Consider the following 24,488-nt stretch of genomic DNA (forward strand, 5'->3'; position numbering starts at 1 on the left):
TTCTATGAAATATCGCTGCCTACAAAAACCCGCCTACCGTTTCGGAGACTATGAGGCGGTTTCTTTGCGAGAGCAAGACATCATGTCCATCAAGCAGTGGAGAAACGAACAGATGGCTGTTTTGCGCCAAAATAAGGTGTTGACAGACGAGGATCAGCGGAATTACTATCAGCATGTCGTCCTTCCAACCTTTGATCAGGAGCAGCCGCGGATCATTTTGTTCAGTTTTCTATATCGGGGCGAATGTATAGGTTATGGCGGTTTAACCAATAATGAATGGATTTGCCAGAGAGCGGAAATCTCGTTTCTGTTAAATACGGCTCGCACAACGGATCGTGCCGGTTACCGAAACGATTTTACCGCTTTTCTCACGTTAATGAAGAAAGTGGCATTTGAAGACCTTCACTTTAACCGGCTTTTTACCGAAACATATGATATAAGACCTCATCATGTACAGATTCTTGAGGATAACGGTTTTGTGTACGAAGGCCGGATGCGACAGCATGCGGTGGTTGACGGCCGATTTGTGGACTCGTTATTACATGGGTGTCTAAAGGAGTTTTATGATGCTAACCGGTAAAAGAGTGTTTGTGAGCGGTGGAGCCGGCGTGATCGGCACCGCTCTGGTCGAGAAGCTGCTGCGGCGCGGTGCGCAGGTGATGGTAGGGGATTTAAAGCCCCGGCCTGTGCAGTGGACTTCGGAAAATCTCCTTTATAAACAGGGGGATCTCAATTATTTGACGGCCGAGGAAATGGAGCATTTTCAGCCGGAATATGTGTTTCACCTGGCAGCAACCTTCGAACGTTCGGTGGAAACTTATGAATTTTGGAACGAAAACTACGAACATAACGTTCGTTTAAGCCATCATGTAATGAACTGTCTTAAAGATGTGAAATCGCTCCGCAAGGTCGTTTTTGCGTCGAGCTACTTGATTTATAACCCGGACACTTATACGTTCCCTGAACCGGCTGAGAAGGCCGTAAGCCTGAAAGAGGGCGGCGAAATATACCCGAGGAACTTGTGTGGGGTTGCCAAGCTGCTGCATGAGATGGAGCTGCAGTTTCTGCATCATTTCCGCGGCGCCGAGCTTCAGACGGTGAGCGCGCGCATTTATAGGAGCTATGGGAAAAATTCGCGCGATATCATTTCGCGTTGGATCCGTGCGCTGCTTAAAGATGAGACCATTACCGTTTTTCGAAAAGAAGGCATGTTCGATTACATCTATGCGGAGGACGGAGCGGAAGGCTTAATCCGTTTGGCGGAAAGCGATGCCACAGGCATCGTCAACTTAGGCAGCGGACAGGCCCGCAGGGTTCAGGAAGTGCTCGACATTTTGGGGCGCCATTTTCCGCAAATGAAGCTTGTGGAAGGAGAAAGCGACATTCCGTATGAAGCTTCGCAGGCGGATATGACTTTGTTCCGAGAAATAACCGGCTGGGCGCCGGAAAGACATCTGGAGGATACGATTCCGGAGATGATCGAGTTTGAGCGGCGGCGCGGTCAGACCGAGGAACAGGGCGAAGCGGCGGAGCCAACCCGCATCCTGATCAGCAGCGTATCCAAAAAGGTTCCGTTGGTCAAAGCGGTAAAACAGGCCGTGCAGAAGCTGGGTGTCCAAGCGGAGATTATCGGTGCAGATCATAATCGGAACAGCATCGGCAGACATTTTACGGATTTGTTTTGGGAAATGCCGCGATTGGACCAGCTTTCAATTGCAGACTTCCTCCGATATTGTAAGGATCATCGGGTTAAATGCATTGTCCCGACTCGCGACGGGGAATTGCCTTATTTTGCAGAGCACAAAGAACAAATTGAGCGCAATGGGATTCATGTCATGATCTCGTCCGCGGAAACGGTTCAAACCTGTTTGGACAAGCAGTTGTTTTATGACAAGCTCCAAGCGGAAGGGTTCCCGGTCATTCCAACCTCCGGAGACATCGATGCATTCGAGACGGCTTCTTATGTTGTCAAAGAGCGATTCGGCGCGGGTTCGCAAAGCCTGGGCTTGAAGCTTGGGAAAGAGGAGGCACTTCTCCATGCGAAAAAGCTGCGGCAGCCGATTTTTCAACCTTTCATCGACGGGGTGGAATATTCGATCGATTTGTATCGGGACGGACACGGCAAAGTGAAAGGGGCAGTCGTTCGCTCCCGCGATCTGGTCGTTGGCGGCGAGTCGCAAGTTACGAGAACGGAAAAGAACCCTAAGCTGGAGAAGCTGGCAGCCGAGTTGGCGGACCGTCTGGATTTATACGGGCATGCCGTGCTTCAAGTATTGGTGGATCAACAAGGTATGCCCCATATCATAGAATGCAACACTAGATTTGGCGGAGCCTCCAAATTAAGCATTGAAGCGGGACTTGAAAGCTTTTACTGGTTCCTGCTGGAGGCGGCAGGCGCAGATCTTAAGGATTACCCATTCCTTCGTTCCGCCCAAGAAAAACAGCTGGTTCGGTTTGCCGAGGATTTGATATTATGAAGGTCGTCGTTTTCGATCTGGACGATACCTTATATGAAGAGTTAACTTTTGTGAAGAGCGGGTTCCAGGCGGTAGCACAGCATCTGCATATAACCTATGGCCTGGACCGGCTGAAAGCTTTTGACCTCATGTGGGGCGAGCTTCAGCGAAGCGGAAGAGGAAAGGTCTTTAACCGGGTTTTAGCTGAGAACGGCCTTGAGACGAAATCCAATATCCAGCGTTGTTTGACCATTTACCGGCTGCATCGGCCGAATATTACGCTGCTTGATGATGCCGTCCGCTGCATCGATGCTTTGAATGGACGACCCATTTACATCGTTACGGACGGAAACAAGCTTGTCCAACAAAATAAGCTGCAAGCACTGGGATTATACCATCACGAGGCGATTCGACATTGTTTTATTACGCGAAGGTACGGCATTAAGAATGAGAAGCCCTCGACGTATTGTTTTATGAAAATATGCGAGCGGGAGCGAGTGGAACCTCGGGACGTCGTTTATATTGGAGATAACCCGAATAAAGATTTCGTCGGGATTAAGCCGCTAGGTTTTCATACGGTACGAATCTTGCGGGGATCTTTTCGAGAGTTGACCAAACCAAGCAAGTATGAAGCGGATCATCGGATCACGAGTCTGGATGAACTGCTTTCCCTTTTATAAAAAAGAAACGAGGAGAGCGGAGGATTGCCCATGTCAGAAATTACGATAGCAAGCCGAAAGATCGGTACGGCGCATCGCCCGTTTATTATCGCCGAAATGTCGGGCAATCACAATCAATCTTTGGAGAGAGCGCTGCAAATTGTCGAAGCCGCGGCGGAAGCGGGGGCGGATGCGTTAAAGCTGCAAACCTATACAGCGGAAACGATGACACTCGATATAAATGAAGGCGAATTTTTTATCGACGACCCAAGCAGCTTGTGGAAAGGCAGCTCGCTTTATTCTTTATACCAGCAAGCGTATACGCCCTGGGAGTGGCATGAGCCGATTTTCAAACGCTGCAAGGAGCTTGGTTTGATATGCTTCAGCACTCCGTTCGACGAGACGGCCGTCGATTTTTTGGAGCAGCTGGATGCTCCTTGTTATAAGATCGCATCTTTCGAGAATGTGGATCTCCCGTTAATCCGAAAGGCGGCATCTACAGGGAAACCATTAATTATTTCCACAGGCATGGCTTCGATTGCCGAGCTGGATGAAATGGTACGTGCCGCTCGGGAGGCGGGATGCAAGGAGCTGGTCTTGTTGAAATGCACCAGCTCGTACCCGGCGACACCGGAAGATTCCAACTTGCTGACGATCCCCCATATGAGACAGCTGTTTGAATGCGAGGTCGGGGTATCCGACCATACATTCGGCATTGGTGCACCGCTCGCCGGTGTGGCGCTCGGCGCCACCGTCATAGAGAAGCATTTCACGCTTCGCCGCGCAGACGGAGGGGTTGATTCCGTATTTTCCATGGAACCGGAAGAGATGCGTGCGCTGGTGGTGGAGAGCGAACGGGCTTGGCAGTCGCTGGGTAAAGTGCAGTATGGCCTGCAAGCCAAGGAAGAAGGCTCGCTTAAACATCGCCGCTCCCTGTATTTTGCTCAAGATTTGAAGCCGGGGGATGTGTTGACCAAGGAAAATCTGAGGGCTATTCGCCCCGGACTCGGGTTAGCGCCGAAATATTATGACATTCTTCTTGGGCGAAAAGTGAACCGCGAAATCAAGAAAGGAACTCCGGTGACCTGGGACACCATTTTATAAAGAAAGGATTTTTAACGTCCAGATGAAAAATGAAGAGCTTCGAAGCATGGACGAATTATTCGACCGGTTGTTCCCGATATGTCGAAGCATCACGGGGCCGGGGCTAAGAGAGACCTTATCGATCTTGTCGGAATATTTGCCGCTCGAGCAGTTGGGCGAACCGACGGGAAGCTCCGTATTCGATTGGACGATTCCCAAAGAATGGCGAATTCGGGAAGCTTGGGTTAAAGGACCCGACGGTTCCACGATCATCGATTTTAAAAAAAGCAACCTGCATGTGCTTAATTACAGCATTCCCGTTAACCGTAAAATGGGTTTGGATGAATTAAAGGAGCATTTGTATTCGCTGCCCCATATGCCGGAAGCCATCCCGTACGTAACTTCCTATTACAAGGAAAGATGGGGGTTTTGTCTGCCGCATCGTCAGTTGGAGCAGCTTGAGCCGGGGACGTACCATGCCTACATTGACAGCGAACTGGCAGACGGCGAACTGAACTTCGGCCATGCCATCCTGCCGGGGGAAAGCAACAAGGAAATTTTGATCAGCACCTATGTCTGCCACCCTTCGCTTGCGAACAATGAACTCAGCGGTCCGGTGACGGCGGCTTTTTTGTATCGCAGATTAGCGGCATGGACCAAGCGGAGATTTACGTATCGGTTCGTGTTCGTTCCCGAGACCATCGGGAGCATCACGTATTTGCACCGTTTCGGCAAGCACTTGAAGGAGAAGCTTCATACGGGGCTTGTGCTGACCTGCCTGGGTGGGGCGCAGCATCGGCTTAGCTACAAAATGTCGAGAAGAGGGAACGTGCCGACAGACAGGCTGGTCCAGCACTTATTCCGTCTCCAGGCGCTGCAAGGGGATATCCGAGGGTTTACGCCCATCAACGGTTCAGACGAACGCCAATACTGTTCTCCAGGCTTTAACCTTCCCGTCGGTCAAATGTCCAGAATGGTTTATAACTGTTATCCGGGTTATCACAATTCCTTCGATACGAAGGAAACCATGACAATCGAGGCGCTGCAGCAAAGTGTCGATGAACTGGAGCAATTATTGCGGGCGATAGAGCTTGACGGTTATTACGTGAATCAAAACCCGTACGGCGAAGTCAAGCTGGACAAACACGATCTTTACCCGGACCTCAATTCTCCTCTAAACGGAGTTTATTCGAGCAATAACGTTGCGGATAACCGTGTTCAATTAGACCGTATTCTAGTGATGCTGAACTACTGCGACGGCGAACACTCGCTGCTCGATATTGCTGACAAATGCGGCTGTTCCATCTTGCAGCTGGAGCCGATCGTCCGCATTTTGAAGGAGAAGCAGCTTTTACAAGGCCCTTATTTGGAACCAAGAAATGAGATGATCGAATGAGAGTTGTTTTCTTAACCGGATCGCACCCGAGACATCTATACGTGGCAAATAAGCTTAAAGAGGCTGGAATGCTGCAAGGACTTTTGATCGAAAAAAGAGAAGAATTCGTTCCTTCCCCGCCGGACGGCTTGGAAGAAATCGATAAAAATAATTTTATCCGCCATTTTGCAGACAGAGATGCAGCGGAAAAACATTGGTTTAATCCTGCGACTGCCTATGACTGGAGCGGGGTTTCGATAATGGAAGTCACTCCGGAGGAATTAAATTCCGATAAGGTGGCCGAATGGGTAACTTCATGTAAGCCGGACATCGCCCTAAGTTATGGTGTACACAAGCTGGACAATTCCTTATTGGCCCGGTTTCCGGACTACTCGTGGAATATTCACGGCGGATTGTCCCCTTGGTACAGAGGAGCTATCACTTTATTTTGGCCGCTGTACTTTTTGCAGCCCAACTGGGCAGGCATGACCATTCACTATCTGACTTCGAAGTTGGATGCCGGCGAAATCGTTCATCATTCGGTTCCGCAGTTATCCAGGGGGGACGGTATTCATGATGTCGCTTGCAAGGCCGTAATCCAAGCTGCGGAAGATGTAACGAGGCTAATCGATATGCTGAGAAACGGCGAAAAGCTGCCTAAAGTACCCCAAAAATCAAGCGGCAAGCTGTTTTTGGCGAAAGACTGGACCCCGCAGCATTTGAGATTGATTTACAACACCTTCAACAATGACATCGTGGATAAATACTTGGATGGAGAGTTGGGCCATCAGGAACCTCCTTTAATCCGGGCCTTCGAAAAATAAATATACGGAAAATAACAGGGGGAAAGAGCATGAACGTACTTGTCACGGGCGGAGCGGGCTTTATCGGCCGCTGGGTCGTCAAGCGGCTGTTGAATGACGGACATCAGGTTTGGGTGCTGGACGATTTGTCGAACGGCCGCAAAGATAACCTGGATGAATTTGCAGCGGAAGCGGGTCTGAAGAAAGTCGTCATCGGGGACATCAAGGACAGAGGATTGCTTGCCCAACTTTTCTCCGAAGGCCGTTTTGAAATATGCTATCATCTTGGAGCTTCAATTAATGTGCAGGACTCCATTGATGATCCGGAGACGACGTTTAATAACGACACGGTCGGAACGTTTTACGTTTTGGAAGAATGCCGAAAGCACAATGTCAAAATGGTTTTTATGAGCACCTGCATGGTGTATGATCGCTGTATGGACGATAAAGGAATCACCGAATCGCATCCGATCAAACCGGCTTCTCCTTACGCAGGGGCGAAGATTGCCGCCGAGAATATGGTGCTGTCCTATTACTACGCTTACGGAATGCCGACGGTGGTCATCCGCCCTTTCAATACGTATGGCCCGTTTCAAAAAACCGGCGGGGAAGGCGGCGTAGTGGCCATCTTTATCCGGAATGCGCTGTCCGGCAAAGACCTTAATATTTACGGCGAAGGCACGCAAACCCGCGACCTCCTTTACGTGGAAGACTGCGCGAGGTTTGTGGTGACAGCCGGCTATTCCGACAAGATCAACGGGGAAATTGTGAACGCAGGACTGGGACGAGACATAACGATCAATGATTTGGCCAAGCTGATCGCTCAGGACGAGAACAAAATCAAACACGTTCCCCATATTCATCCGCAGAGCGAAATCCCCAAGCTGCTGTGCAACTATGAGAAAGCAAAGAGACTGCTCAATTGGGAACCGCAAGTTTCGCTCGAGGAAGGAATTCGCAGAACGACCGAGTGGATTCGCACCAGCCACCTGATGTAAAAAGGTGGTTTTCTTTTTAACGATAGGAGGGTCACAGCAATGGAAAAGCTCGCAATACACGGGGGATCGCCCGTCCGTTCCACGATGCTGTCGTATGGCCAGCAATGGATCGATGAAAGCGATATTGATGCAGTCGTTCAGGTGCTGCGCGGCCCATTTATTACGCAGGGCCCCCATATTGCCCAATTTGAAAAAGAGGTGGCCGAATACGTCGGAGCCCGATATGCAGTCGCATTTTCCAGCGGCACCGCGGCGCTGCACGGTGCGTGTCACGCAGCCGGAATCGGACCGGGAGACGAGGCGATTACGTCGCCGATCACGTTTGTCGCCAGCAGCAACTGCGTCTTATACTGCGGCGGAACTCCCGTATTTGCCGATATCGATCCGCAAACCTACAACATTGATCCTGCTCAAATTGAAAAAAAGATTACCTCCCGCACCAAGGCGATCATACCGGTCGATTTCGCCGGCCAACCGGCCGATATGGAGCGGATCATGGACATCGCGCGCCGGCACGACCTGACCGTGATTCAAGATGCGGCGCATTCGCTTGGAGCGGAATACAATGCGCGCAAGGTCGGGACTCTGGCCGACATGACGATGTTCAGTTTTCATCCCGTCAAGCATGTGACAACCGGGGAAGGCGGCGTTATTACTACGGACCGTGAAGATCTATATCAGAAGCTTCAGCTGTTCCGCAGTCATGGAATCACCCGGGATCCAGGGATGCTCTTGAAGGACGAAGGCCCGTGGTACTACGAGATGCACGAACTGGGGTATCATTACCGGTTAACCGACATGCAGGCTGCACTCGGTATTTCACAAATGAAGAAGCTGGATGAGTTCGTGCGCAGACGCCGTCTCATTGCGGCTGCTTATAACGAGTCGTTCCAGGGAATGTCCGGCATCCGCACACCATATCAAGCTTCCTACGCGAATTCGAGCTGGCACTTGTACATGTTACGGTTTCAGCAAGACGCCTTCCGGGTCGGACGCAGGGAGATATTCGAGGCATTGCGCGCTGAAAACATCGGCGCTCACGTACATTATATCCCTGTGTATCGCCAGCCTTATTATCAGCGCTTGGGGTATGACAGAACAGAATATCCTGAGGCCGAAGCTTTTTATGAGGAAGCGATCACCATCCCGTTGTTTTCCAAGATGTCGGATAACGATGTAAAAGATGTTTTACATGCGGTCCAAAAAGTGCATGCTCACTATCGCAATTGATGCAGGAATTTCATTAAAAAGTGGAATTTTCATAAATTGCTCTAATTCCTGGGAAGTCTTTGTCCGATATAAATAGTAAAACAAACTTGTTTGATCGGAGGGACGACCAGTGAATTCGGGTTTTTCCATTAATAGTTTCCCCCAGAGCGGGACGGAAAGATTGCCGGTCGAGGGCCCAGGCAAGCCAAAAGCGGAAACAGATACTTCTTTCGAATCAAATGCCAGCGCTAGCATTACGCCGTCATTCCAAGAGTTAAAATCGGCTGAAGAGAACGGCGAGCATATGTCCATCAGCGAGGAGCAACTAGTCAAGGCGATCGAACGGGCGGTAAAAGCGGCGCAGGGACATTCGCTCAGATTGGATATCTCCATTCATAAGCAAACGGAAGAAGTTATGGTTAAAGTTATCGATAAGGATAGCGGCAAAGTGATCAGAGAAGTACCGCCGGAAAAGAAGCTTGATCTTCTTGCAAAACTGTGGGAGATGGCCGGCATTTTGGTAGACGAACGCAGGTAAAAGCCAAATGAGATAGGAGGAAAAGCAATGGTAATGCGTGTCGGTGGGCTGGCTTCGGGTATTGATGTAGACAGCATAGTAAGTCAATACATTAAAGCTCAAAGCGCCCCGCTAAATAAAATGAAACAAACGGAGCAAACTTTGCAGTGGCAGAAGGACGACTATCGTTCTATCAATAGCAAGCTTTATGATTTCCGTAATAATAAGCTCAGCAACTACCGTCTCGAGGGCACTTTCGGCGCCAAGACGGTTGATATTTCCGGAACCAATCCGAGCGCCATTTCAGCTGCGACGACCGGCAGTGCCTTGGCGGGGACGATGACCATCAAAGTAAACCGTGTCGCTACAGCCGCGTCCAATGGCAGTACGGCCGATATCCGAACGTCCACAAGCTTCGATCCTACAGCGGCTCTTTCGACTCAAACCTCGAAAATCAATTACAACACGGCCGATACCACCTTTTACATTAACGGGACAAAAATTACGTTCGATCCGACCAAGGAATCGCTCAATGACGTTATTAAAAAGATCAACTCCCAAACGGATGTCAATGCTTCCTACGACTCCACATCGGGCAGAGTATCTTTTATTTCCAAAAATACCGGTCTGGTCAATAATCCGACGGATGCGGCTTCCAATGGCGGCGCCAATATTACGTTCTCGGGAAATTTTTTGACCAATACGTTAAATGTGAAGACTGGAGTCGCTGCTGCCGGTAACGAGCATGCGGCGGTCACAGCAGCGGTTGAAGTTAACGGATTGACTCAGAGTACATATAACAGCAACACCATTACGGTCAACGGCGTCACCATCACGTTAAAAGATACGGGAACGGCGACTCTGACCGTTAAGACCGACACGGACAAAATTGTCGAAGCGGTCAAATCCTTTATTGCGGATTACAACGACACGCTCAAGACGCTTAACGATAAATTAACGGAACAACGATATAAAGATTTTCCCCCGTTAACCGACGAACAGAAAAAAGATATGAAAGACAGCGATATCGAACTGTGGGAAAGCAAAGCCAAGAGCGGCTTGCTCAGAAACGATTCAATCCTGTCCCAAACGGTAAACGACATGCGAATGGGCGTATATTCGCAGGTCGAGACCGGGAGCGACAAGTACAAGACTCTTGCTTCCATCGGTATTACTACCGGAGATTACAGCGAGAGGGGAAAGCTTTATCTATCCGACGAACAAAAGCTGCGGAATGCGATCGAAGCTGATCCGGAAGCGATCAAGGCCTTGTTTACGGCAACCGGGAACGGGGATTCCGACACTTCGGATGTAGGCATCGCCAAACGGCTGTATGACGGTATGCAAACGGCGATTACGAGCCTGACCGAAAAAGCGGGAACTGCCGGCACGACGGGTTACTATTTCGATGGAAGCATCATCGGTAAGAAGCTCTATTCGCTTGCCACTCAAATCGATGCCGAGAATGACCGCATCAATACGCTGGAGGATAACTATTACAGAAAGTTCACGGCAATGGAAAAAGCGATTAACGGTTTGAATTCCCAATCATCCTATTTGTCGCAATTCTTAAGGTAGAGCAAGCTAAGTTGTATTAGGGGGAACTTCCATGAAACCGGCTCAAAATAAGTACTTGCAAACAGCGGTACAAACTGCGACTCCTGCTCAGCTGCTGATTATGCTGTACGACGGCGCCATTCGCTTTTGCCGTTTGAGTATAGAAGCTATCAAACAAAAAAAGTACGAAGAAGCCAACTATAATCTGGGCAAGGCTCAAGCTATACTTAGAGAATTGGCCATTACGCTGGATCCATCTGTGTCGATGTCGGAAGATCTGGTCAAACTTTACGATTACTATATTTTTCGTTTGATTGAGGCAAATACGAAAAAAATTGCTGAGCCTGTGGAAGAAGTGATGGGTTACTTGGTCGATTTAAAAGAAGCCTGGGTCCAAGCAGCCAAAATGGTAACAAGCGGTGCCGCCACGGGGGCGCAGCATGGATGAACTCGTTAAAGAGCTGGAGGAACTCACCCTTGCTTTTGTGGCGAAATTGGAGACAGCCGCTGAAGAGGAAATCGTCCAATTTGTAGAAGCAAGGGAAGCAATCGTCTCCCGAATGAAACAATCCGAATATTCTTCGGAAGAGCTGGAAAAACTCGGTCAACGTATCCAATCGGTGCTAAGTTATGACGATTCCATCAAGGCTCGTATGATGACGTTAAAATCCGAAGCGAGTGCGGGACTTATGAAATTCGATCAAGCCCGAATGCAAAAGAACGCCTATGAAGCCAACTATGCATGGGAAAGTGCTTTTGTAGATAAGCGCAAATAGCAAAAACATAATGAAAAGGCAGTCCTCAGGTCATTGCTGACAGGGGAACTGCCTTTTTTAGTTGATTCCGGATCTTACTGAAGGAGCTGCAACACGCTTTGCGGGAATTGGTTTGCCTGTGATAACATGGCAAGCGATGTTTGATTCAATAGATTATTCTTGCCCGGGTTCGACAGTCGGTAGATGCACAATCCGTCTCAAACCCAAGCGGGACAAGGGATGCGGCAGTTGTGGATAACTACGTGTGGTGCCTACATCTTTTGGGGGTCAAGAGAGCGAAATATCCCATATTTGCTGGGGTTCTGCGATTTGCAAGGCCGAAACAATTGCCCGATGTTCGTCCGTTAATTCCGTCCGTTGCCGCAGCTTTCCACCATCCAAACGGTACTCAACCAGATGCAGCGTCTGCATGAGCGAACGAATCTCGCGCCACGTTTGACCGGTTTGGTTTTCTGCAATCCGGATGAGCATCAAGGCCAGCCAGCAAAGCAGGACATGTGCGCGAATCCGTTCTTCTTTCCGGTGGTAGACCGGCCGCAGTTCCAGCGATTGCTTGAGTGTCCGAAACGCTGCTTCCACCTGAAGCAATTGCTTGTACCCGAGTGCCACGTCTTCCGTGGACAAGGTGTCGTCAGAGGTGCGCAGCAAGTATTTGCCGTCCAGATGCTCCATCGCTTTGACGGCGGCCAGATCGATACGCAGATTGCCGCGCTTGTCGGTCTTGAGATACCGTTTGTACGTCGGATGGCTGTGTAGACGGCAGTGTGCCCCGGTATGCGCTTCGCCGTCCAGTTCCTTCAACCGGGCAAGCTCCGTGCGCAGCTGCTCCAGATGCGCTTCGCGCCGGGCGGCATCCCGCTTTGCTTCTTCCGGATTGCGAACGAGCACGTATCGCTTGCGCGCTTCGCCATCCCCCACGACGATCTCCTTGACCTCCAGGTTGTCTCGGATCGTTTTGAAACGTCCCGGATGCGCGAGTGCCGCTTCGACGGTCGGCTTGCCCGACGTCATCTTCTCCCCGGCAATGTAGTGGCCGCCGCTCTGTTGCAGTACGCGCAGATTGTCTTCGGAGGAGAAACCGCGGTCGACGACGGTAATCACACGCCCGAGTTTCCACCCGATCAGATCCTTTTTCACCTGCGGCACAACGTTCATATCCGACGTATTGCCCGGCCACACCCAACAACGAATCGGGATGCCCTCACGCGTGACAGCAAAACCGATGACCACCTGCGGAAGGTCGGGGCGATGGTCTTTCGAATAACCGGTTTTGCGAAAATCGTCTTCGTCGTCCTCTTCCGTCTCAAAATACGTGGAGGTCGTGTCGAAGAACAGCAGATCGACTTCCAGATTCAGCAAATCCGCTACCGTATGGAACACTTCACGCTGGATGCTTTCTTCCGACGTGAGCAGAAAATCCATTGCCCGGTAGCCATGCTGCACGTCAAACGCCGGAAGGTCCGGGATGACCACTTCACGATCCACCCAATCTTCAATCGCCAGCTTGCTGCTTGGTGCCAGCGCCCGATTGGCCACCATGGCAAAGATGGCGCGTTCAACCGGCATGCGGTATTCCCGGTCGGCAAGTCGTCGTGTAATCGCTTCGCCGATACCAAGCTTCTTCCAAAGTTGATCGAGCAGCCATACGCCGCCCAGCGAACGACTGCTAAGGAGCGTAACCGAAGCGGGTTGCGCTGAAGATGGAGAGGGCGCTTGCGGCTCGCCAATAAAACGGTGGATGCTGGCGGCAAGACGTTTCAAGCCCTCCATGTCCAGTTCGTCAGCGCGGCCGAAATGGTACAGGACTTTCGCTTGTGGAGTTCCGGTCACAGGATTTCGCTCATTATGGGCGAGCTGTACGTAACGGGTGATCGAACCGTTTTTATTTTTACGAGAGATTGTTCGTATATACATATCTACAGGATATAATATATACTACAAGAAATGCAACAAAAATATCTAATTATCCACAAAAATTTAGTGCCTACAGTTTTTTGGATTTTTTCGCGTCGTAGTGCCTGTGGAAAAGTCCGAAAAGCCGCGTCAAATCTGGATTTCAGTTGTCCACAGCACCCAAAAGGGTGCCTACTTTTCGAGGGTTACTGTCGAACCCGGGTCTTGGTAAAACTGGTCATCTCTCTAGCCAAATCAACATCGCGTATGCGTGACTCACTGGCAGTCAAGTTTTCATGATAGTTTAACGTGATCGATAAAGCGTGTTCCAGGCGATTCTGCAGTGCGCCGAATTTGGAACGGTTGGCAGAAACCGAATTGATGGCGTCATCTAATGTAGAAATGGCATTGTTAGCGTCAGTGACGAGATCAATCTGATCAATGCCTAAAGCTTTACTGTCCATTTTCGATAAAGTAACGCTTAGATTCTCATCGGTGTTGGCCCCGACATGGAATAAAAGGGGCTCGGCTCCTTTATCTGACGGAAACTTCTCGTCAAACGGAGTCGGATCCGCTGTACCAATAGTGTCGGCGATAACTGTAGTATCGGTAAGTGCAGTACTGCCGCCATTGTCCAATCCGCCGATAGCCCCTGTATCCGAATTGGATAAGTTTACGCCATAGCTGGCAAAGTTGGCCCCATTGGCTTTAAAATCGTTTTTAAAGTCGGCCAAATCCGTCCATCTGCCGCCTGTAGCGTTTTGAATAGCTTGGGCGAGAGTTCGGGTCGAGTCTGCGGCCAAGTAGGTCATGACGTTTTTAATACCGCCTACCCCACTAAGCTCACTATCCATATACCTCACGGCAAGATAGGCTGCCGAGTAATGGGCGCTATCGTTAACCCAGGCTGCACCGGCCGAGCCCAGATTATCGACCAGAGCTTGCCTGTTAGCTGCCGTATCTCCGCCCAATGCCGCCAAATCTCCAACAACGCGTTCGTCTGCGCCGTGAATAAATTCGGCGGTCCCTTCTTTAAACCAGGTCGAAATACCGGTCGTTTCCGTAGCGTTGACCGATTGGCTCCAATTCATTCGACTGGCCATGACGGCATGAACCATTTCGTGTGCAATGGTTCGGTCTGCAGCCAATCCGCCGATGGTGTCATCGGTTGAATTGTAGTCAGCCATTTCAACGGTCAAGGACAGGTTGGAACCCGGACCCGGGGATCCGTTGCCGTATGAGGTCACATACGCCAGTTTTCCCCCTGCCGCTCCTTGAATGACATTGATATCAAGAGCCACATTGGTTCCGGTGAGACCGAACTGCGTTTGAATTCGATCCACACTGTTCTTCAACCACTGCTCCTTTAATTTCTTGACAATAGCCATCGTTGCGCCCGAAACGCTGTCTTTATTCAATAAATTTATAGTATTGAACTCGGTCGTATTGGCGATTCGGTCGACTTCCTTAATGATTTGCTTCATTTCGGACTGCAATTGTTTACGATCATCTTCCGAATTCGTATCGTTTGCAGCTTGCACGGCCAGTTCCCGACCTCTTTGGAGCAGAGCATGAGTCTCTTTTAAACCTCCTTCTGCCGTTTGGAGAAGGGAGATGCCGTCTTGAATGTTGCGGGATGCTTGTCCGAGTCCTCGTAGTTGTCCCCGCATTTTCTCAGAGATGCTTAATCCGGCTGCGTCGTCGGCGGCCGAATTGATTCGGAGACCGGAAGATAACTTGTGCAAGGATTGTTCGGTGTTGTTCTGATTTTTAAGATTGGACTGCCAGGCGGTCAAAGCGGTAATGTTATGATTGATTCGCATAGATTCACCTCCCTGTGGTTAAACGTGAGGACCATCCGTGGTCCTGAATCTAATATCGGCAAGTCGGGTAAATACTGTTATACGGCCATGAATAATTTATAGATGATTGCGCTTGTGCATAATGTGGATAACTCTGTTGATAACTTGCCTGAAAAATGTCGAAAAAAGGGGAGAAATCGGGGTTTTTGCCTGTGAATGAATTATTAAGAGGATGTGAATACCTAAATTTTCGAAATATTTCGTTTACAAACAGGGAGCGATTGACATTCCGGCGGGAGCGGTGATATATTCGAAATGTGGGCATCGCCCAGTTATTTGACGACGAAGGGAATGTATGGCATGCAAGGTAAAGTAAAATGGTTTAACGCAGAAAAAGGCTACGGGTTCATTGAGCGCGAAGACGGCGGCGACGTATTCGTCCACTTCTCGGCTATCCAAGCGGAAGGTTTCAAGACGCTGGAAGAAGGCCAAGCGGTTGAATTCGACATCGTGGAAGGCGCACGCGGTCCGCAAGCAGCTAACGTAATCAAATTGTAATCAGGCGGCTTCAGCCGTTACATACATAGTGACGATTCGTTTAGCAGCATCCCCGGGAACCGATCGGTTCTCGGTTTTTTTATAGAATCGGAATCGCATCATCATCGAAAAAGCTTCGTTCAGAAGCTTTTTTTTATGTCACATAAATTTCACCGAATTTTCTGAAATTTATAGGCGAATTGTGAAGGATTTTTTAAGATCGGATCGAATATATATTAGTGTAGCGAGGAAGGAGGAGTTTACCTATGAAGTTTAACATTAGAGGCGAACACATCGAGGTTACCGAGGCGCTGAAGGAACATGCCCAAAAGAAACTGAGCAGGTTAGAACGATATTTCGAGGCTCCCCCTACATCTGAAGTGAGTGTTACACTAAGCGTTGTTAAAGGCATGCAGAGCGTCGAGGTGACGATCCCGCTTCCGGGCGTCATGCTTCGCGCCGAAGAACGCCACGCGGATATGTATGCATCCGTTGACCTAGTAGTGGACAAGCTGGAGAGACAAATCCGCAAGCATAAGACGAAGGTGAACCGCAAGGTGCGCCAGGAAAGCGGCATGAGGGATTTGCTGCGGGTGGACACGTCGTATGCGCTTGAAGACGAGGACGATTTTGAATTGGTGCGCACGAAGCGTTTTACGCTGAAGCCGATGGATATTGAAGAAGCGATTTTGCAAATGAATATGGTAGGCCATAATTTCTTCGTGTTTGCGAATTCCGATACGGAGCAGGTCAATGTGGTATATAAACGAAACGACGGAAAATACGGTTTGATCGAGCCGGCACGGTAATTATGGAATAATTGGATGGTTTTTTAGTTAACTTAAGCCTAGGCCTTGGTGGCCCGGGCTTTTTTTAATGGGAGGCCGAAAACGGGCTGTCAATGACTTCCGCCGCTTTCTTGCGACTTGGGGCCATAACTGCTACAATTTAAGGCAAACCGTTATTGAACAGGGGAAGGGGTTTAGCCCATGCTTGGACTCGTAAAAAAGATATTCGGCGATTCGAATGAACGTGAAATTAAACGATATTTAAAAGCGGTCGAACGCATTAATGAATTGGAAAGCTCCGTAGAGCCGTTATCGGACGACGAATTACGGGGGAAAACCGCGGAATTCCGCGGCCGTTTGGAGAACGGAGAAGAGCTCGACGACCTGCTGGAAGAAGCGTTTGCGGTCGTTCGCGAGGCGTCCAAGCGGGTACTGGGCAAGCGCCACTATGACGTGCAGCTCGTCGGCGGGATGGTGCTTCACGAGGGACGTATCGCCGAGATGAGAACCGGTGAAGGTAAAACGCTCGTCGGTACGCTGCCGGTCTATTTGAACGCGCTGACGGGCAAAGGCGTCCACGTGGTGACAGTCAACGATTATTTGGCGCAGCGGGACAGTGCCGAAATGGGACAGATTTACAGCTTTCTCGGTATGACCGTCGGGCTGAATTTGCCGCAGATGGTGCATCATGAGAAGCAGCAGGCGTATGCGTGCGACATTACGTACGGAACGAATAACGAGTTCGGGTTCGATTATTTGCGCGATAACATGGTGCTGTATAAAGAGCAGATGGTGCAGCGGCCATTGTACTACGCCGTTATAGACGAAGTGGACTCCGTCCTTGTCGATGAAGCGAGAACGCCGCTTATCATATCCGGACAAGCCGCCAAATCGACCGAGCTGTATTATGCCGCGGATCGTTTTGTCAGCCGTTTGAAGGAAGAGGAAGATTACACCGTCGATATCAAGGTACGTTCCGTGGCGTTGACCGAAGCGGGCGTGGCCAAAGCGGAGCAGGCGTTCGGCGTTGAGAACCTCTTCGATCATTCGAACGTGACTTTGAACCATCATATTCAGCAGGCGCTGAAGGCGCACGCGATCATGAAGCGGGACGTCGACTATGTAGTGCAGGACGGCGAAATTATGATCGTCGACGAATTTACCGGGCGCTTGATGACGGGCCGCCGTTACAGCGAGGGACTCCATCAGGCGATCGAAGCGAAGGAACAGCTGGAAGTTCAGAACGAGTCGATGACGCTTGCGACGATTACGTTCCAGAACTATTTCCGGATGTACCGCAAGCTTGCCGGTATGACCGGTACCGCGAAGACGGAAGAGGAAGAATTTAAGAAAATTTACGGCCTGGAAGTCATCACGGTACCGACCAACAAGCCGATGATCCGCATCGATATGCCGGATGTCGTTTACAAATCGGTGGGAAGCAAATTCCGCGCCGTCGTAAATGAAATTGCCGAAAGGCACGCCAAAGGCCAGCCGGTGCTCGTCGGTACGGTATCGATCGAGAACTCCGAGCGGCTGTCGAGCATGCTGAAGCAAAAAGGCATCAAGCACAAGGTGCTGAACGCCAAATACCACCGGGAGGAAGCGGAAATTATCGCTCAAGCCGGACAGCACGGCGCCGTCACGATTGCGACCAACATGGCGGGCCGCGGTACCGACATCATGCTGGGGCCTGGGGTGGCGGAGCTCGGCGGCCTGCATATTATAGGTACGGAGCGGCATGAAAGCCGCCGGATCGACAACCAGCTGCGCGGACGCGCCGGACGTCAGGGCGACCCGGGCTCGTCGCAGTTTTACTTGTCGCTCGAGGATGAGCTGATGCGCCGCTTCGGGGCGGAGAACATCATGGGCATGATGGACCGCCTGGGCTTTGAGGAGGACCAGCCGATCGAGAGCAAGCTGATTACGCGGGCGATCGAGTCGGCGCAGAAGCGGGTGGAAGGCAACAACTTCGACGTGCGGAAGGTGGTCCTGCAGTACGACGACGTGATGAACCAGCAGCGCGAGATCATCTACAAGCAGCGCCGCGAGGTCATCGAGTCGGAGAACATCAAGGAAATTTCGCTCGGCATGATCAAGCCGGTCATCGAACGGATCGTCGAAGCGCACTGCCCGGACGATCTGGTGCCGGAAGAATGGGATTTGCAGGCGATAATCGATTATGCGAACGGCACGTTCCTTCATGAAGGCCAGCTGACCTCGGAGGAAATCTGGGGTAAGGAAAAAGAAGAAATCGTCGAGCATATTTGGCAGCTCGTCCTGCGCCTCTACGAGGAGCGCGAAGCGGCGATCAGTCCCGAATTTATGCGCGAATTCGAAAAGGTTGTCGTGCTCCGAGCCGTGGACAGCAAATGGATGGACCATATCGATGCGATGGACCATTTGCGCCAAGGTATCCACCTTCGCGCCTACGGCGGAACCGATCCGCTGCGCGAATACCAGTTTGAGGGCTTCGAAATGTTTAACGCGATGATTCAAAGCATTCAGGAGGAAGTCGCGACATACATTATGAAGGCGCATGTGGAAATGAACCTGGAGCGTCAGGCGGTGGCGGAAGGGCAAGCGGTCGATTCGAGCGGAGAGGCGATGCCAAAGAAGCCGGTTCTGGTGCCGGACAAAATCGGTCGGAACGACGACTGTCCGTGCGGCAGCGGGCTGAAGTTCAAGAACTGCCACGGCAAATAAGTTTTTTAGAAGGGGGCCAGCCAGTCCATGAAGCTGGTCTTCCTTTTGTCTATATTTATCCCAACAATATTGCGATAAGGTGTGTGGAAAAAGATGCTGGATCCGGTAGTGAAGCAAAATTTGCGAGAGATGTCGAAGAAACTCGCAGCCCTCAGGGGGTCTCTTTGACTTAGATTTCAAGCTGGAGCAAATTGCCGATTTTGAGGAAAAAATGACCGCTCCCGATTTTTGGGACGACAACGAAAGAGCGCAGAAGCTGATCGGCGAGGCGAACGCGGTCAAGGCCGTCGTGGAGCAGTTTCAGAAGCTGTCCGGCGAATATGACGACCTCGAGGTCATGATCGAGCTGATGGAGGAAGAGCAGGACGAGAGCATGGCGGCCGATATCGAGGAAGGCACGAAAGCGCTTGTCAAAAAACTCGAAGACTTCGAGCTGCAGCTGCTGCTCAATCAGCCGTATGACCGGATGAACGCGTTTCTGGAGCTGCATCCCGGAGCGGGCGGCACCGAGTCCCAGGACTGGGCGGAAATGCTGCTCCGGATGTACCGGCGCTGGGCCGAGAAGCGGGACTTCAAGGTCGAGCTGATCGACTATTTGCCAGGCGACGAAGCCGGGGTTAAAAGCGTGACGCTGCTGATCAAAGGCTACAACGCATACGGCTATCTGAAGGCGGAAAAAGGGGTGCACCGGCTCGTGCGGATTTCCCCGTTTGACGCTTCCGGCAGACGCCACACGTCGTTCGTATCGTGCGACATTATGCCGGAAATCGATGACGATATTGAAATCGAAATTCGTCCGGAGGACCTGAAGGTCGATACGTACCGTTCCAGCGGCGCTGGAGGTCAGCACGTCAACAAGACGGAATCGGCCATCCGGATCACCCATATCCCGACAGGGATCGTGGTGGCATGCCAGACGGAACGTTCCCAGATCCAGAACCGCGACCGCGCGATGAAAATGCTCCGCTCCAAGCTCTACGAGCTGAAAATTGCGGAACATGAGAAGGAGCTGGCCGAACTGCGCGGAGAGCAAAGCGACATCGCCTGGGGCAGCCAGATCCGCTCCTATGTGTTTCATCCATACAGCATGGTCAAGGATCACCGGACAAGTGCGGAAACCGGCAATATCGGAGCGGTGATGGACGGAGATCTCGATATGTTCATCGATGCGTATTTGAGATGGCAGATCAAGGGGCAAGGACAGGAACAATAAACCAACCCGGATAAATAAATCCATGACGACAAGCCCATCCTATTCTTAAGCGAAATCAAGCGGCGGAATAGGATGTTTTTCTTTCACGTCAGGGGGGATGAGGGTGGGCAAAAACCGCAGAACGGCTCGTCCGATGCGCAAGTGGAGCGAGTATGGATTGCTGCTCATGGGATCGCTGCTGATTGCCGTAAGCTTCAATATGTTCCTGAGTCCTAACCAGGTTGCCTCCGGCGGCGTTTCCGGCATTTCGATTATTATTAACCAATTGTTCGGCATCGAACCGGCGTTGACCCAATGGGCGCTCAATATTCCGCTGTTTATTGCGGGAACCTGGCTGCTTGGCGGGCAGTTCGGATTGAAGACGGCGGTCGGCTCCGTCGTTCTTCCTCTTTTCGTGCTGCTCACCAAAGGACTTCCCTCTCCAACGCAAAACGTGCTGCTGGCCAGCATTTACGGGGGCATTTTGATCGGCGTGGGGCTCGGCATCGTGTTCCGCGGACGCGGGTCGACCGGAGGGCTGGATCTGGCGGCGCAAATTATTCATAAATATACGGGCCTCAGCCTGGGGCTGTCCGTGGCGATGCTGGACGGTCTGGTCATCCTTTCCGCAGGGCTCGTTTTTTCGGCGGAAAAGGCGCTTTACGCACTGATCGGCCTTTATGTAACGAGCAAAACGATCAATGTCGTGCAGATCGGCTTCAGCTACTCGAAAGTCGCTTTTATCATTTCGAAAAATACGGATGCCATCCATGAAGCGATTTTGCACGAGCTGGACCGCGGCTTAACCCGGCTGAAAGGAACCGGTGGCTACACCGGCGAAGAGCGCACCGTGCTGATGGTGGTCGTCAACCAAGCTGAGGTAAGCAAGCTGAAGGATCTCGTGAAAGCCAGCGATCCAGGCGCCTTCGTCATCCTGAGCGATACGAACGAAGTGCTCGGGGAAGGCTTTAAGCTTCACGGGCCGGTGTGAGTAAAGCAAGGCGGTCTCGCTGTGGTGAAGGTCAGGCGTCGGTGCGACAGCCTTGGGGTACGAATGAGGCTTTAAGCTCATGTACAAGCAGGATGGTTTTACGACACTGCTTTGGTGCGGGTTTGTGAAGCGCGGCGTGCATAGGATTTGCGCCAGCAAATCCATGCACAACAGGCGCGGGTACGAGGCATAAAGAAGCTCCCAACGGCATCGCTACATAAGTACAGCGTGTCGGGGCATAGGCTTTCACCCGAAGGCAAAAAAGCCATGCCCCGACAAACGCGAACCAGAAGCGAGCAGTCACTCCCGGCTGGCGGGTCCAGGGCGCCCGAGCGCCTTAAGGGCTTTGCGGAGCAAAGCCGGCTTCGGAAGCCCGGGGTCCCCCCCCTTGGGGGATTTGATGGGAAAATAACGTTTAGCTCGAGGTCACTTCGAAGAGAAAATGGATTGAAATGAGGTCAAAAGCCGAAAAAAGGCAATAGGATGCCCGGTCCCCATAATGAATATTTTTTAAAAGAGCCTAACTGGTTGAGGGAAGTTCGTCTACTTTTTGTATCGAGTAACCTAATTTTTGTAGCCTACGAATCATTAGCTCTTCCTTGGAAATGCTTCGTCGTTTCTCTAAATAGTCCGCACCAAGTTCTTTGTACGGTTCGTTCTTCAATAGGATGTGGTACGCAATGACTAGAATCTTATGGGCGATCGCAATGACAGCCTTGTTTTTCCCGCGCCGACTTGTAATGGACCAGAACTTTGCACCTAAGTAGGATTTCGTGTTGCTGGCGGCCCAGGCTGCTTCTGTGAGAGCAGACTTAAGAATTTTATCGCCTTTGGTTATGGTAGTACTTTTTTTTTACCGGCACTCTCATTATTGCCCGGACTAAGCCCTGCCCAAGAAGATAGGTGCATCTCCGTGGGAAATACAGACATATCCGTTCCCAGTTCAGCCAAGATGATCTTGGCGGTATGCTCGCCAACACCAGGAATACTATCCAATAGCTCTAATTGCCGCTGATACGGTGCGAAGTATACTTCCATGTCGGCCTCTAACTCAGCGATGGATTGTTCGAGAAATTCGAGATGTTTGAGCGATCTAGCGATCATGGAACGATGGTGTTTGGTGACGCGACCATTGAGAGCAGAAACGAGTTGCGGAATCTTGGAGCGCAGAGAGGCTTTGGCAAGATCGGCGATTTGCGCGGGTTCAATAACTTCGCCATTCACAAGAGCTTGAAGCATGAGACGGCCGGAAACGCCAAAAACATCGCTCATAAAGGTGGAGAGCTTAATGTTAGCCATCTCGAGAACCTTCAAGATGCGGTTTCTTTCGGCGGTAGCGTGCCCAACGAGTTTTTTGCGGTATCTCGTCAAATCTCGCAATTCGCGGATTTCCACAGGAGGCACAAAGCTGCCGCGGATTAAATCGCACCGATGAAGTTCTGCGATCCATTGGGCATCTTTCATATCGGTTTTACGGCCTTTGATGGCTTTAATATGGGCAGCGTTGGCCAGAGTGATGGTGCAAGAAGCTTCAAGTACATTGTAAACAGGTTGCCAGAAGATGCCGGTGCTTTCCATGGCGATCTCTGTGCATCCTTCTTCAGTGAGCCAGTCGGCTAGTTCGAGCAGGCCGGAGAGTACCGTAGAAAACTCCCGAATCACTTTCGTCGGCTTTTGATGAAGAGGGCCTTTTAACAAGCAAACAACAACGTTGGCCTGATGAACATCGAGGCCGGCGCAGCAAGTACGAATCGCATCCAAATAGATCATCCTTTCTACACAGGCTACCAACACCCTCCCAGACCGAAATTTGATGGGTGTGCTCGTGGCGACAAAGATTTGTTCTCAGGGTGTGGTAAGTCAGTTTAGGGGGCGAGGTCGTACACTCAAAATCCCGGCGACTTACCTGCACTGTGTAGTAAAAAGAATTCACGGTTTAAACAGAGTTTAAACCGTGAACCGCTCGAACATTTTCATATCTTATTGTGACGCTCTGTCATCTTGTTTAGGGGGAAAAAGTCATTGAATTATTATTCCAACGACTGTATAATAATACATAGTTTTTCGTATGATTCGGGAGGGGAACGGTATGTCTCAACAGTTGCGCGCGGCGATCGTCGGATCGACGGGATATGGCGGAGTGGAGCTGATTCGGCTGCTTTTGACGCATCCGAAGGTGACGATCACATCGGTGGTATCGTCATCCAGCGCAGGAACTCCGATTGCGGACGGGTATCCGCATTTGAATCAAATTTTGCTGGATCATTTGGATGGCGTCGACGTGGAGCTGATGCGGCAAAAGGCGGATGTCGTCTTTCTCGCCACGCCGCATGGCGTCAGCACGGAGCTCGCTCCGAAGCTGGTCGATGCCGGACTGAAAGTGATAGATATTTCGGGAGATTTCCGTTTGAAAAATGCGGAGGTCCATGAAAAATGGTACAAACATAAGCCGGCGGCCGCTTCCTATGTGGAAAAGGCGGTTTACGGCTTGTCCGAAGTATTCGGCGACGAGGTGCGCGGCGCGGATTTCGTATCGAACCCGGGCTGCTATCCGACAGCTACGTCGCTCGGTCTCGTGCCGATCGTCAAAGCGGGCTGGATCGATCCGAAATCGATCATCGTGGATGCCAAATCCGGCGTTTCCGGCGCGGGACGCGGACTCAGCCTGCTTGTGCATTATTCGGAGATCAACGAAAACTTCCTGGCGTACAAAGTGAACAAACACCAGCATACGCCGGAGATCGAACAAACGCTGAGCCGCATCGCGGGCGAAGATATCGTGATGACGTTCACGACGCATTTGGTTCCGATGACGCGGGGCATTCTCAGCACGATCTACGTGAACATGAAGGAGCGGCACTCCGAAGATGAAGTGATCGAATTGTACCGCCAGTATTACGAAGGGCGTCCGTTCGTGCGGATTCGGCCGAAGGGCAAGTACCCGGCGACGAAGGAAGTATGGGGCTCGAACTACTGCGATATCGGCTTCTCGCTCGATGAGCGGACGGGACGGCTGACGATCATCTCCGTAATCGACAACTTGATGAAGGGCGCGGCCGGGCAGGCCGTGCAAAACTTGAATTTAATGATGGGCTGGGACGAAACGGAAGGGCTGAAGTTGACCCCGGTATATCCATAATCGGTCG

General features: G+C 51.0%; 22 protein-coding genes. 18 read left to right on the plus strand and 4 right to left on the minus strand.

Translation table 11 applies throughout. The annotated features are described in order from the left end of the window. Positions 1-4 precede the first annotated feature (4 nt). The 12 genes from MYS68_RS30670 (at position 5) to fliT (ending at position 11,433) form a co-directional block, all read left to right on the plus strand. On the plus strand, positions 5-580 hold the full coding sequence (locus tag MYS68_RS30670; protein ID WP_248929436.1) for a GNAT family N-acetyltransferase: 576 nt from the start codon (positions 5-7) through the stop codon (positions 578-580). Further along, positions 567-2,477 (plus strand): NAD-dependent epimerase/dehydratase family protein, encoded by a 1,911-nt coding sequence (locus MYS68_RS30675; protein ID WP_248929437.1) that lies wholly within the window; start codon positions 567-569, stop codon positions 2,475-2,477. Before MYS68_RS30670 ends, MYS68_RS30675 begins: the two co-directional genes overlap by 14 nt. Then, positions 2,474-3,136 carry an HAD family hydrolase gene (locus tag MYS68_RS30680; protein WP_248929438.1) on the plus strand — a complete coding sequence of 221 codons (663 nt, stop codon included), beginning with the start codon at positions 2,474-2,476 and terminating at the stop codon, positions 3,134-3,136. Before MYS68_RS30675 ends, MYS68_RS30680 begins: the two co-directional genes overlap by 4 nt. A 30-nt stretch (positions 3,137-3,166) precedes the next feature. Continuing rightward, complete coding sequence (gene pseI, locus MYS68_RS30685) at positions 3,167-4,219, plus strand: pseudaminic acid synthase (RefSeq protein ID WP_248929439.1); 1,053 nt, start codon at positions 3,167-3,169, stop codon at positions 4,217-4,219. Between the two features lie 46 nt (positions 4,220-4,265). Next, entirely contained in the window at positions 4,266-5,594 is a 1,329-nt protein-coding gene (locus tag MYS68_RS30690; RefSeq protein WP_248929440.1) for a DUF4910 domain-containing protein, read from the plus strand. Positions 5,595-5,662: 68 nt separating this feature from the next. Next, positions 5,663-6,397 carry a formyltransferase family protein gene (locus MYS68_RS30695; RefSeq protein ID WP_248929441.1) on the plus strand — a complete coding sequence of 245 codons (735 nt, stop codon included), beginning with the start codon at positions 5,663-5,665 and terminating at the stop codon, positions 6,395-6,397. Positions 6,398-6,426: 29 nt separating this feature from the next. Then, positions 6,427-7,374: a dTDP-glucose 4,6-dehydratase gene (locus MYS68_RS30700; RefSeq protein ID WP_248929442.1), complete on the plus strand. Its 948-nt coding sequence runs from the start codon at positions 6,427-6,429 to the stop codon at positions 7,372-7,374. 39 nt (positions 7,375-7,413) lie between these two features. Further along, on the plus strand, positions 7,414-8,604 hold the full coding sequence (pseC, locus tag MYS68_RS30705) for a UDP-4-amino-4,6-dideoxy-N-acetyl-beta-L-altrosamine transaminase (protein ID WP_248929443.1): 1,191 nt from the start codon (positions 7,414-7,416) through the stop codon (positions 8,602-8,604). Between the two features lie 109 nt (positions 8,605-8,713). After that, a complete protein-coding gene (locus MYS68_RS30710) occupies positions 8,714-9,121 on the plus strand; it encodes a flagellar protein FlaG (RefSeq protein ID WP_248929444.1) in 408 nt (135 codons plus the stop codon). A 27-nt stretch (positions 9,122-9,148) separates the two neighbouring features. Then, positions 9,149-10,678: a flagellar filament capping protein FliD gene (gene fliD, locus MYS68_RS30715; protein WP_248929445.1), complete on the plus strand. Its 1,530-nt coding sequence runs from the start codon at positions 9,149-9,151 to the stop codon at positions 10,676-10,678. 31 nt (positions 10,679-10,709) lie between these two features. After that, positions 10,710-11,105 carry a flagellar export chaperone FliS gene (gene fliS / locus MYS68_RS30720; RefSeq protein ID WP_248929446.1) on the plus strand — a complete coding sequence of 132 codons (396 nt, stop codon included), beginning with the start codon at positions 10,710-10,712 and terminating at the stop codon, positions 11,103-11,105. Beyond that, the gene (fliT, locus tag MYS68_RS30725) at positions 11,098-11,433 is read left to right on the plus strand and encodes a flagellar protein FliT (protein ID WP_248929447.1); all 336 of its coding nucleotides are present in this window, start codon (positions 11,098-11,100) and stop codon (positions 11,431-11,433) included. The genes fliS and fliT overlap by 8 nt, the downstream gene beginning before the upstream one ends. A 74-nt stretch (positions 11,434-11,507) precedes the next feature. Here fliT and MYS68_RS38695 read toward each other — a convergent pair whose 3' ends face one another. The 3 genes from MYS68_RS38695 to MYS68_RS30740 all read right to left on the minus strand — a co-directional run bounded on the left by MYS68_RS38695 (position 11,508) and on the right by MYS68_RS30740 (position 15,149). Next, positions 11,508-11,624, minus strand: coding sequence for a flagellin (locus MYS68_RS38695; protein WP_275983561.1), 117 nt, complete (start codon positions 11,622-11,624; stop codon positions 11,508-11,510). A 76-nt stretch (positions 11,625-11,700) separates the two neighbouring features. Beyond that, positions 11,701-13,347 carry an IS1634 family transposase gene (locus MYS68_RS30735; RefSeq protein WP_248924599.1) on the minus strand — a complete coding sequence of 549 codons (1,647 nt, stop codon included), beginning with the start codon at positions 13,345-13,347 and terminating at the stop codon, positions 11,701-11,703. Positions 13,348-13,532: 185 nt separating this feature from the next. Then, the gene (locus tag MYS68_RS30740) at positions 13,533-15,149 is read right to left on the minus strand and encodes a flagellinolysin (RefSeq protein WP_248929448.1); all 1,617 of its coding nucleotides are present in this window, start codon (positions 15,147-15,149) and stop codon (positions 13,533-13,535) included. 339 nt (positions 15,150-15,488) lie between these two features. Between MYS68_RS30740 and MYS68_RS30745 the strand changes: the two genes are divergently transcribed. The 5 genes from MYS68_RS30745 (at position 15,489) to MYS68_RS30765 (ending at position 21,342) form a co-directional block, all read left to right on the plus strand. Beyond that, positions 15,489-15,686 (plus strand): cold shock domain-containing protein, encoded by a 198-nt coding sequence (locus MYS68_RS30745; protein WP_248929449.1) that lies wholly within the window; start codon positions 15,489-15,491, stop codon positions 15,684-15,686. A 245-nt stretch (positions 15,687-15,931) separates the two neighbouring features. Next, positions 15,932-16,474, plus strand: coding sequence for a ribosome hibernation-promoting factor, HPF/YfiA family (gene hpf, locus MYS68_RS30750; RefSeq protein ID WP_248929450.1), 543 nt, complete (start codon positions 15,932-15,934; stop codon positions 16,472-16,474). Between the two features lie 180 nt (positions 16,475-16,654). Next, positions 16,655-19,159 carry a preprotein translocase subunit SecA gene (gene secA / locus MYS68_RS30755; protein WP_248929451.1) on the plus strand — a complete coding sequence of 835 codons (2,505 nt, stop codon included), beginning with the start codon at positions 16,655-16,657 and terminating at the stop codon, positions 19,157-19,159. 93 nt (positions 19,160-19,252) lie between these two features. Beyond that, positions 19,253-20,372 (plus strand): peptide chain release factor 2 gene (prfB, locus tag MYS68_RS30760; RefSeq protein WP_248929452.1). Its coding sequence is split into 2 segments (ribosomal slippage): positions 19,253-19,324 and positions 19,326-20,372, totalling 1,119 coding nucleotides; the frame shifts between segments, so codons are not numbered across the junction. A gap of 97 nt (positions 20,373-20,469) precedes the next feature. Next, the gene (locus MYS68_RS30765) at positions 20,470-21,342 is read left to right on the plus strand and encodes a YitT family protein (RefSeq protein ID WP_248929453.1); all 873 of its coding nucleotides are present in this window, start codon (positions 20,470-20,472) and stop codon (positions 21,340-21,342) included. Between the two features lie 834 nt (positions 21,343-22,176). Here MYS68_RS30765 and MYS68_RS30770 read toward each other — a convergent pair. Beyond that, positions 22,177-23,103 (minus strand): IS110 family RNA-guided transposase, encoded by a 927-nt coding sequence (locus tag MYS68_RS30770; protein WP_248925012.1) that lies wholly within the window; start codon positions 23,101-23,103, stop codon positions 22,177-22,179. 328 nt (positions 23,104-23,431) lie between these two features. Between MYS68_RS30770 and argC the strand changes: the two genes are divergently transcribed. Then, positions 23,432-24,481 carry an N-acetyl-gamma-glutamyl-phosphate reductase gene (gene argC / locus MYS68_RS30775; RefSeq protein ID WP_248929454.1) on the plus strand — a complete coding sequence of 350 codons (1,050 nt, stop codon included), beginning with the start codon at positions 23,432-23,434 and terminating at the stop codon, positions 24,479-24,481. The last annotated feature ends 7 nt before the right edge of the window (positions 24,482-24,488 follow it).

This window comes from Paenibacillus hamazuiensis, from assembly GCF_023276405.1.
Classification (GTDB): domain Bacteria; phylum Bacillota; class Bacilli; order Paenibacillales; family NBRC-103111; genus Paenibacillus_AF; species Paenibacillus_AF hamazuiensis.

What these genes read in the sequence shown, in the direction of transcription:
- fliD (WP_248929445.1), top strand. Translation starts at nt 9,149, where the DNA reads ATGGTAATGCGTGTCGGTGGGCTGGCTTCGGGTATTGATGTAGACAGC.
- MYS68_RS30700 (WP_248929442.1), top strand. Translation starts at nt 6,427, where the DNA reads ATGAACGTACTTGTCACGGGCGGAGCGGGCTTTATCGGCCGCTGGGTC.
- MYS68_RS30690 (WP_248929440.1), top strand. Translation starts at nt 4,266, where the DNA reads ATGGACGAATTATTCGACCGGTTGTTCCCGATATGTCGAAGCATCACG.
- fliT (WP_248929447.1), top strand. Translation starts at nt 11,098, where the DNA reads ATGGATGAACTCGTTAAAGAGCTGGAGGAACTCACCCTTGCTTTTGTG.
- fliS (WP_248929446.1), top strand. Translation starts at nt 10,710, where the DNA reads ATGAAACCGGCTCAAAATAAGTACTTGCAAACAGCGGTACAAACTGCG.
- pseI (WP_248929439.1), top strand. Translation starts at nt 3,167, where the DNA reads ATGTCAGAAATTACGATAGCAAGCCGAAAGATCGGTACGGCGCATCGC.
- MYS68_RS30670 (WP_248929436.1), top strand. Translation starts at nt 5, where the DNA reads ATGAAATATCGCTGCCTACAAAAACCCGCCTACCGTTTCGGAGACTAT.
- MYS68_RS30765 (WP_248929453.1), top strand. Translation starts at nt 20,470, where the DNA reads ATGAGGGTGGGCAAAAACCGCAGAACGGCTCGTCCGATGCGCAAGTGG.
- pseC (WP_248929443.1), top strand. Translation starts at nt 7,414, where the DNA reads ATGGAAAAGCTCGCAATACACGGGGGATCGCCCGTCCGTTCCACGATG.
- argC (WP_248929454.1), top strand. Translation starts at nt 23,432, where the DNA reads ATGTCTCAACAGTTGCGCGCGGCGATCGTCGGATCGACGGGATATGGC.
- MYS68_RS30675 (WP_248929437.1), top strand. Translation starts at nt 567, where the DNA reads ATGCTAACCGGTAAAAGAGTGTTTGTGAGCGGTGGAGCCGGCGTGATC.
- MYS68_RS30735 (WP_248924599.1), bottom strand. Translation starts at nt 13,347, where the DNA reads ATGTATATACGAACAATCTCTCGTAAAAATAAAAACGGTTCGATCACC.
- MYS68_RS30680 (WP_248929438.1), top strand. Translation starts at nt 2,474, where the DNA reads ATGAAGGTCGTCGTTTTCGATCTGGACGATACCTTATATGAAGAGTTA.
- hpf (WP_248929450.1), top strand. Translation starts at nt 15,932, where the DNA reads ATGAAGTTTAACATTAGAGGCGAACACATCGAGGTTACCGAGGCGCTG.
- MYS68_RS30745 (WP_248929449.1), top strand. Translation starts at nt 15,489, where the DNA reads ATGCAAGGTAAAGTAAAATGGTTTAACGCAGAAAAAGGCTACGGGTTC.
- MYS68_RS30740 (WP_248929448.1), bottom strand. Translation starts at nt 15,149, where the DNA reads ATGCGAATCAATCATAACATTACCGCTTTGACCGCCTGGCAGTCCAAT.
- secA (WP_248929451.1), top strand. Translation starts at nt 16,655, where the DNA reads ATGCTTGGACTCGTAAAAAAGATATTCGGCGATTCGAATGAACGTGAA.
- MYS68_RS30695 (WP_248929441.1), top strand. Translation starts at nt 5,663, where the DNA reads ATGCTGCAAGGACTTTTGATCGAAAAAAGAGAAGAATTCGTTCCTTCC.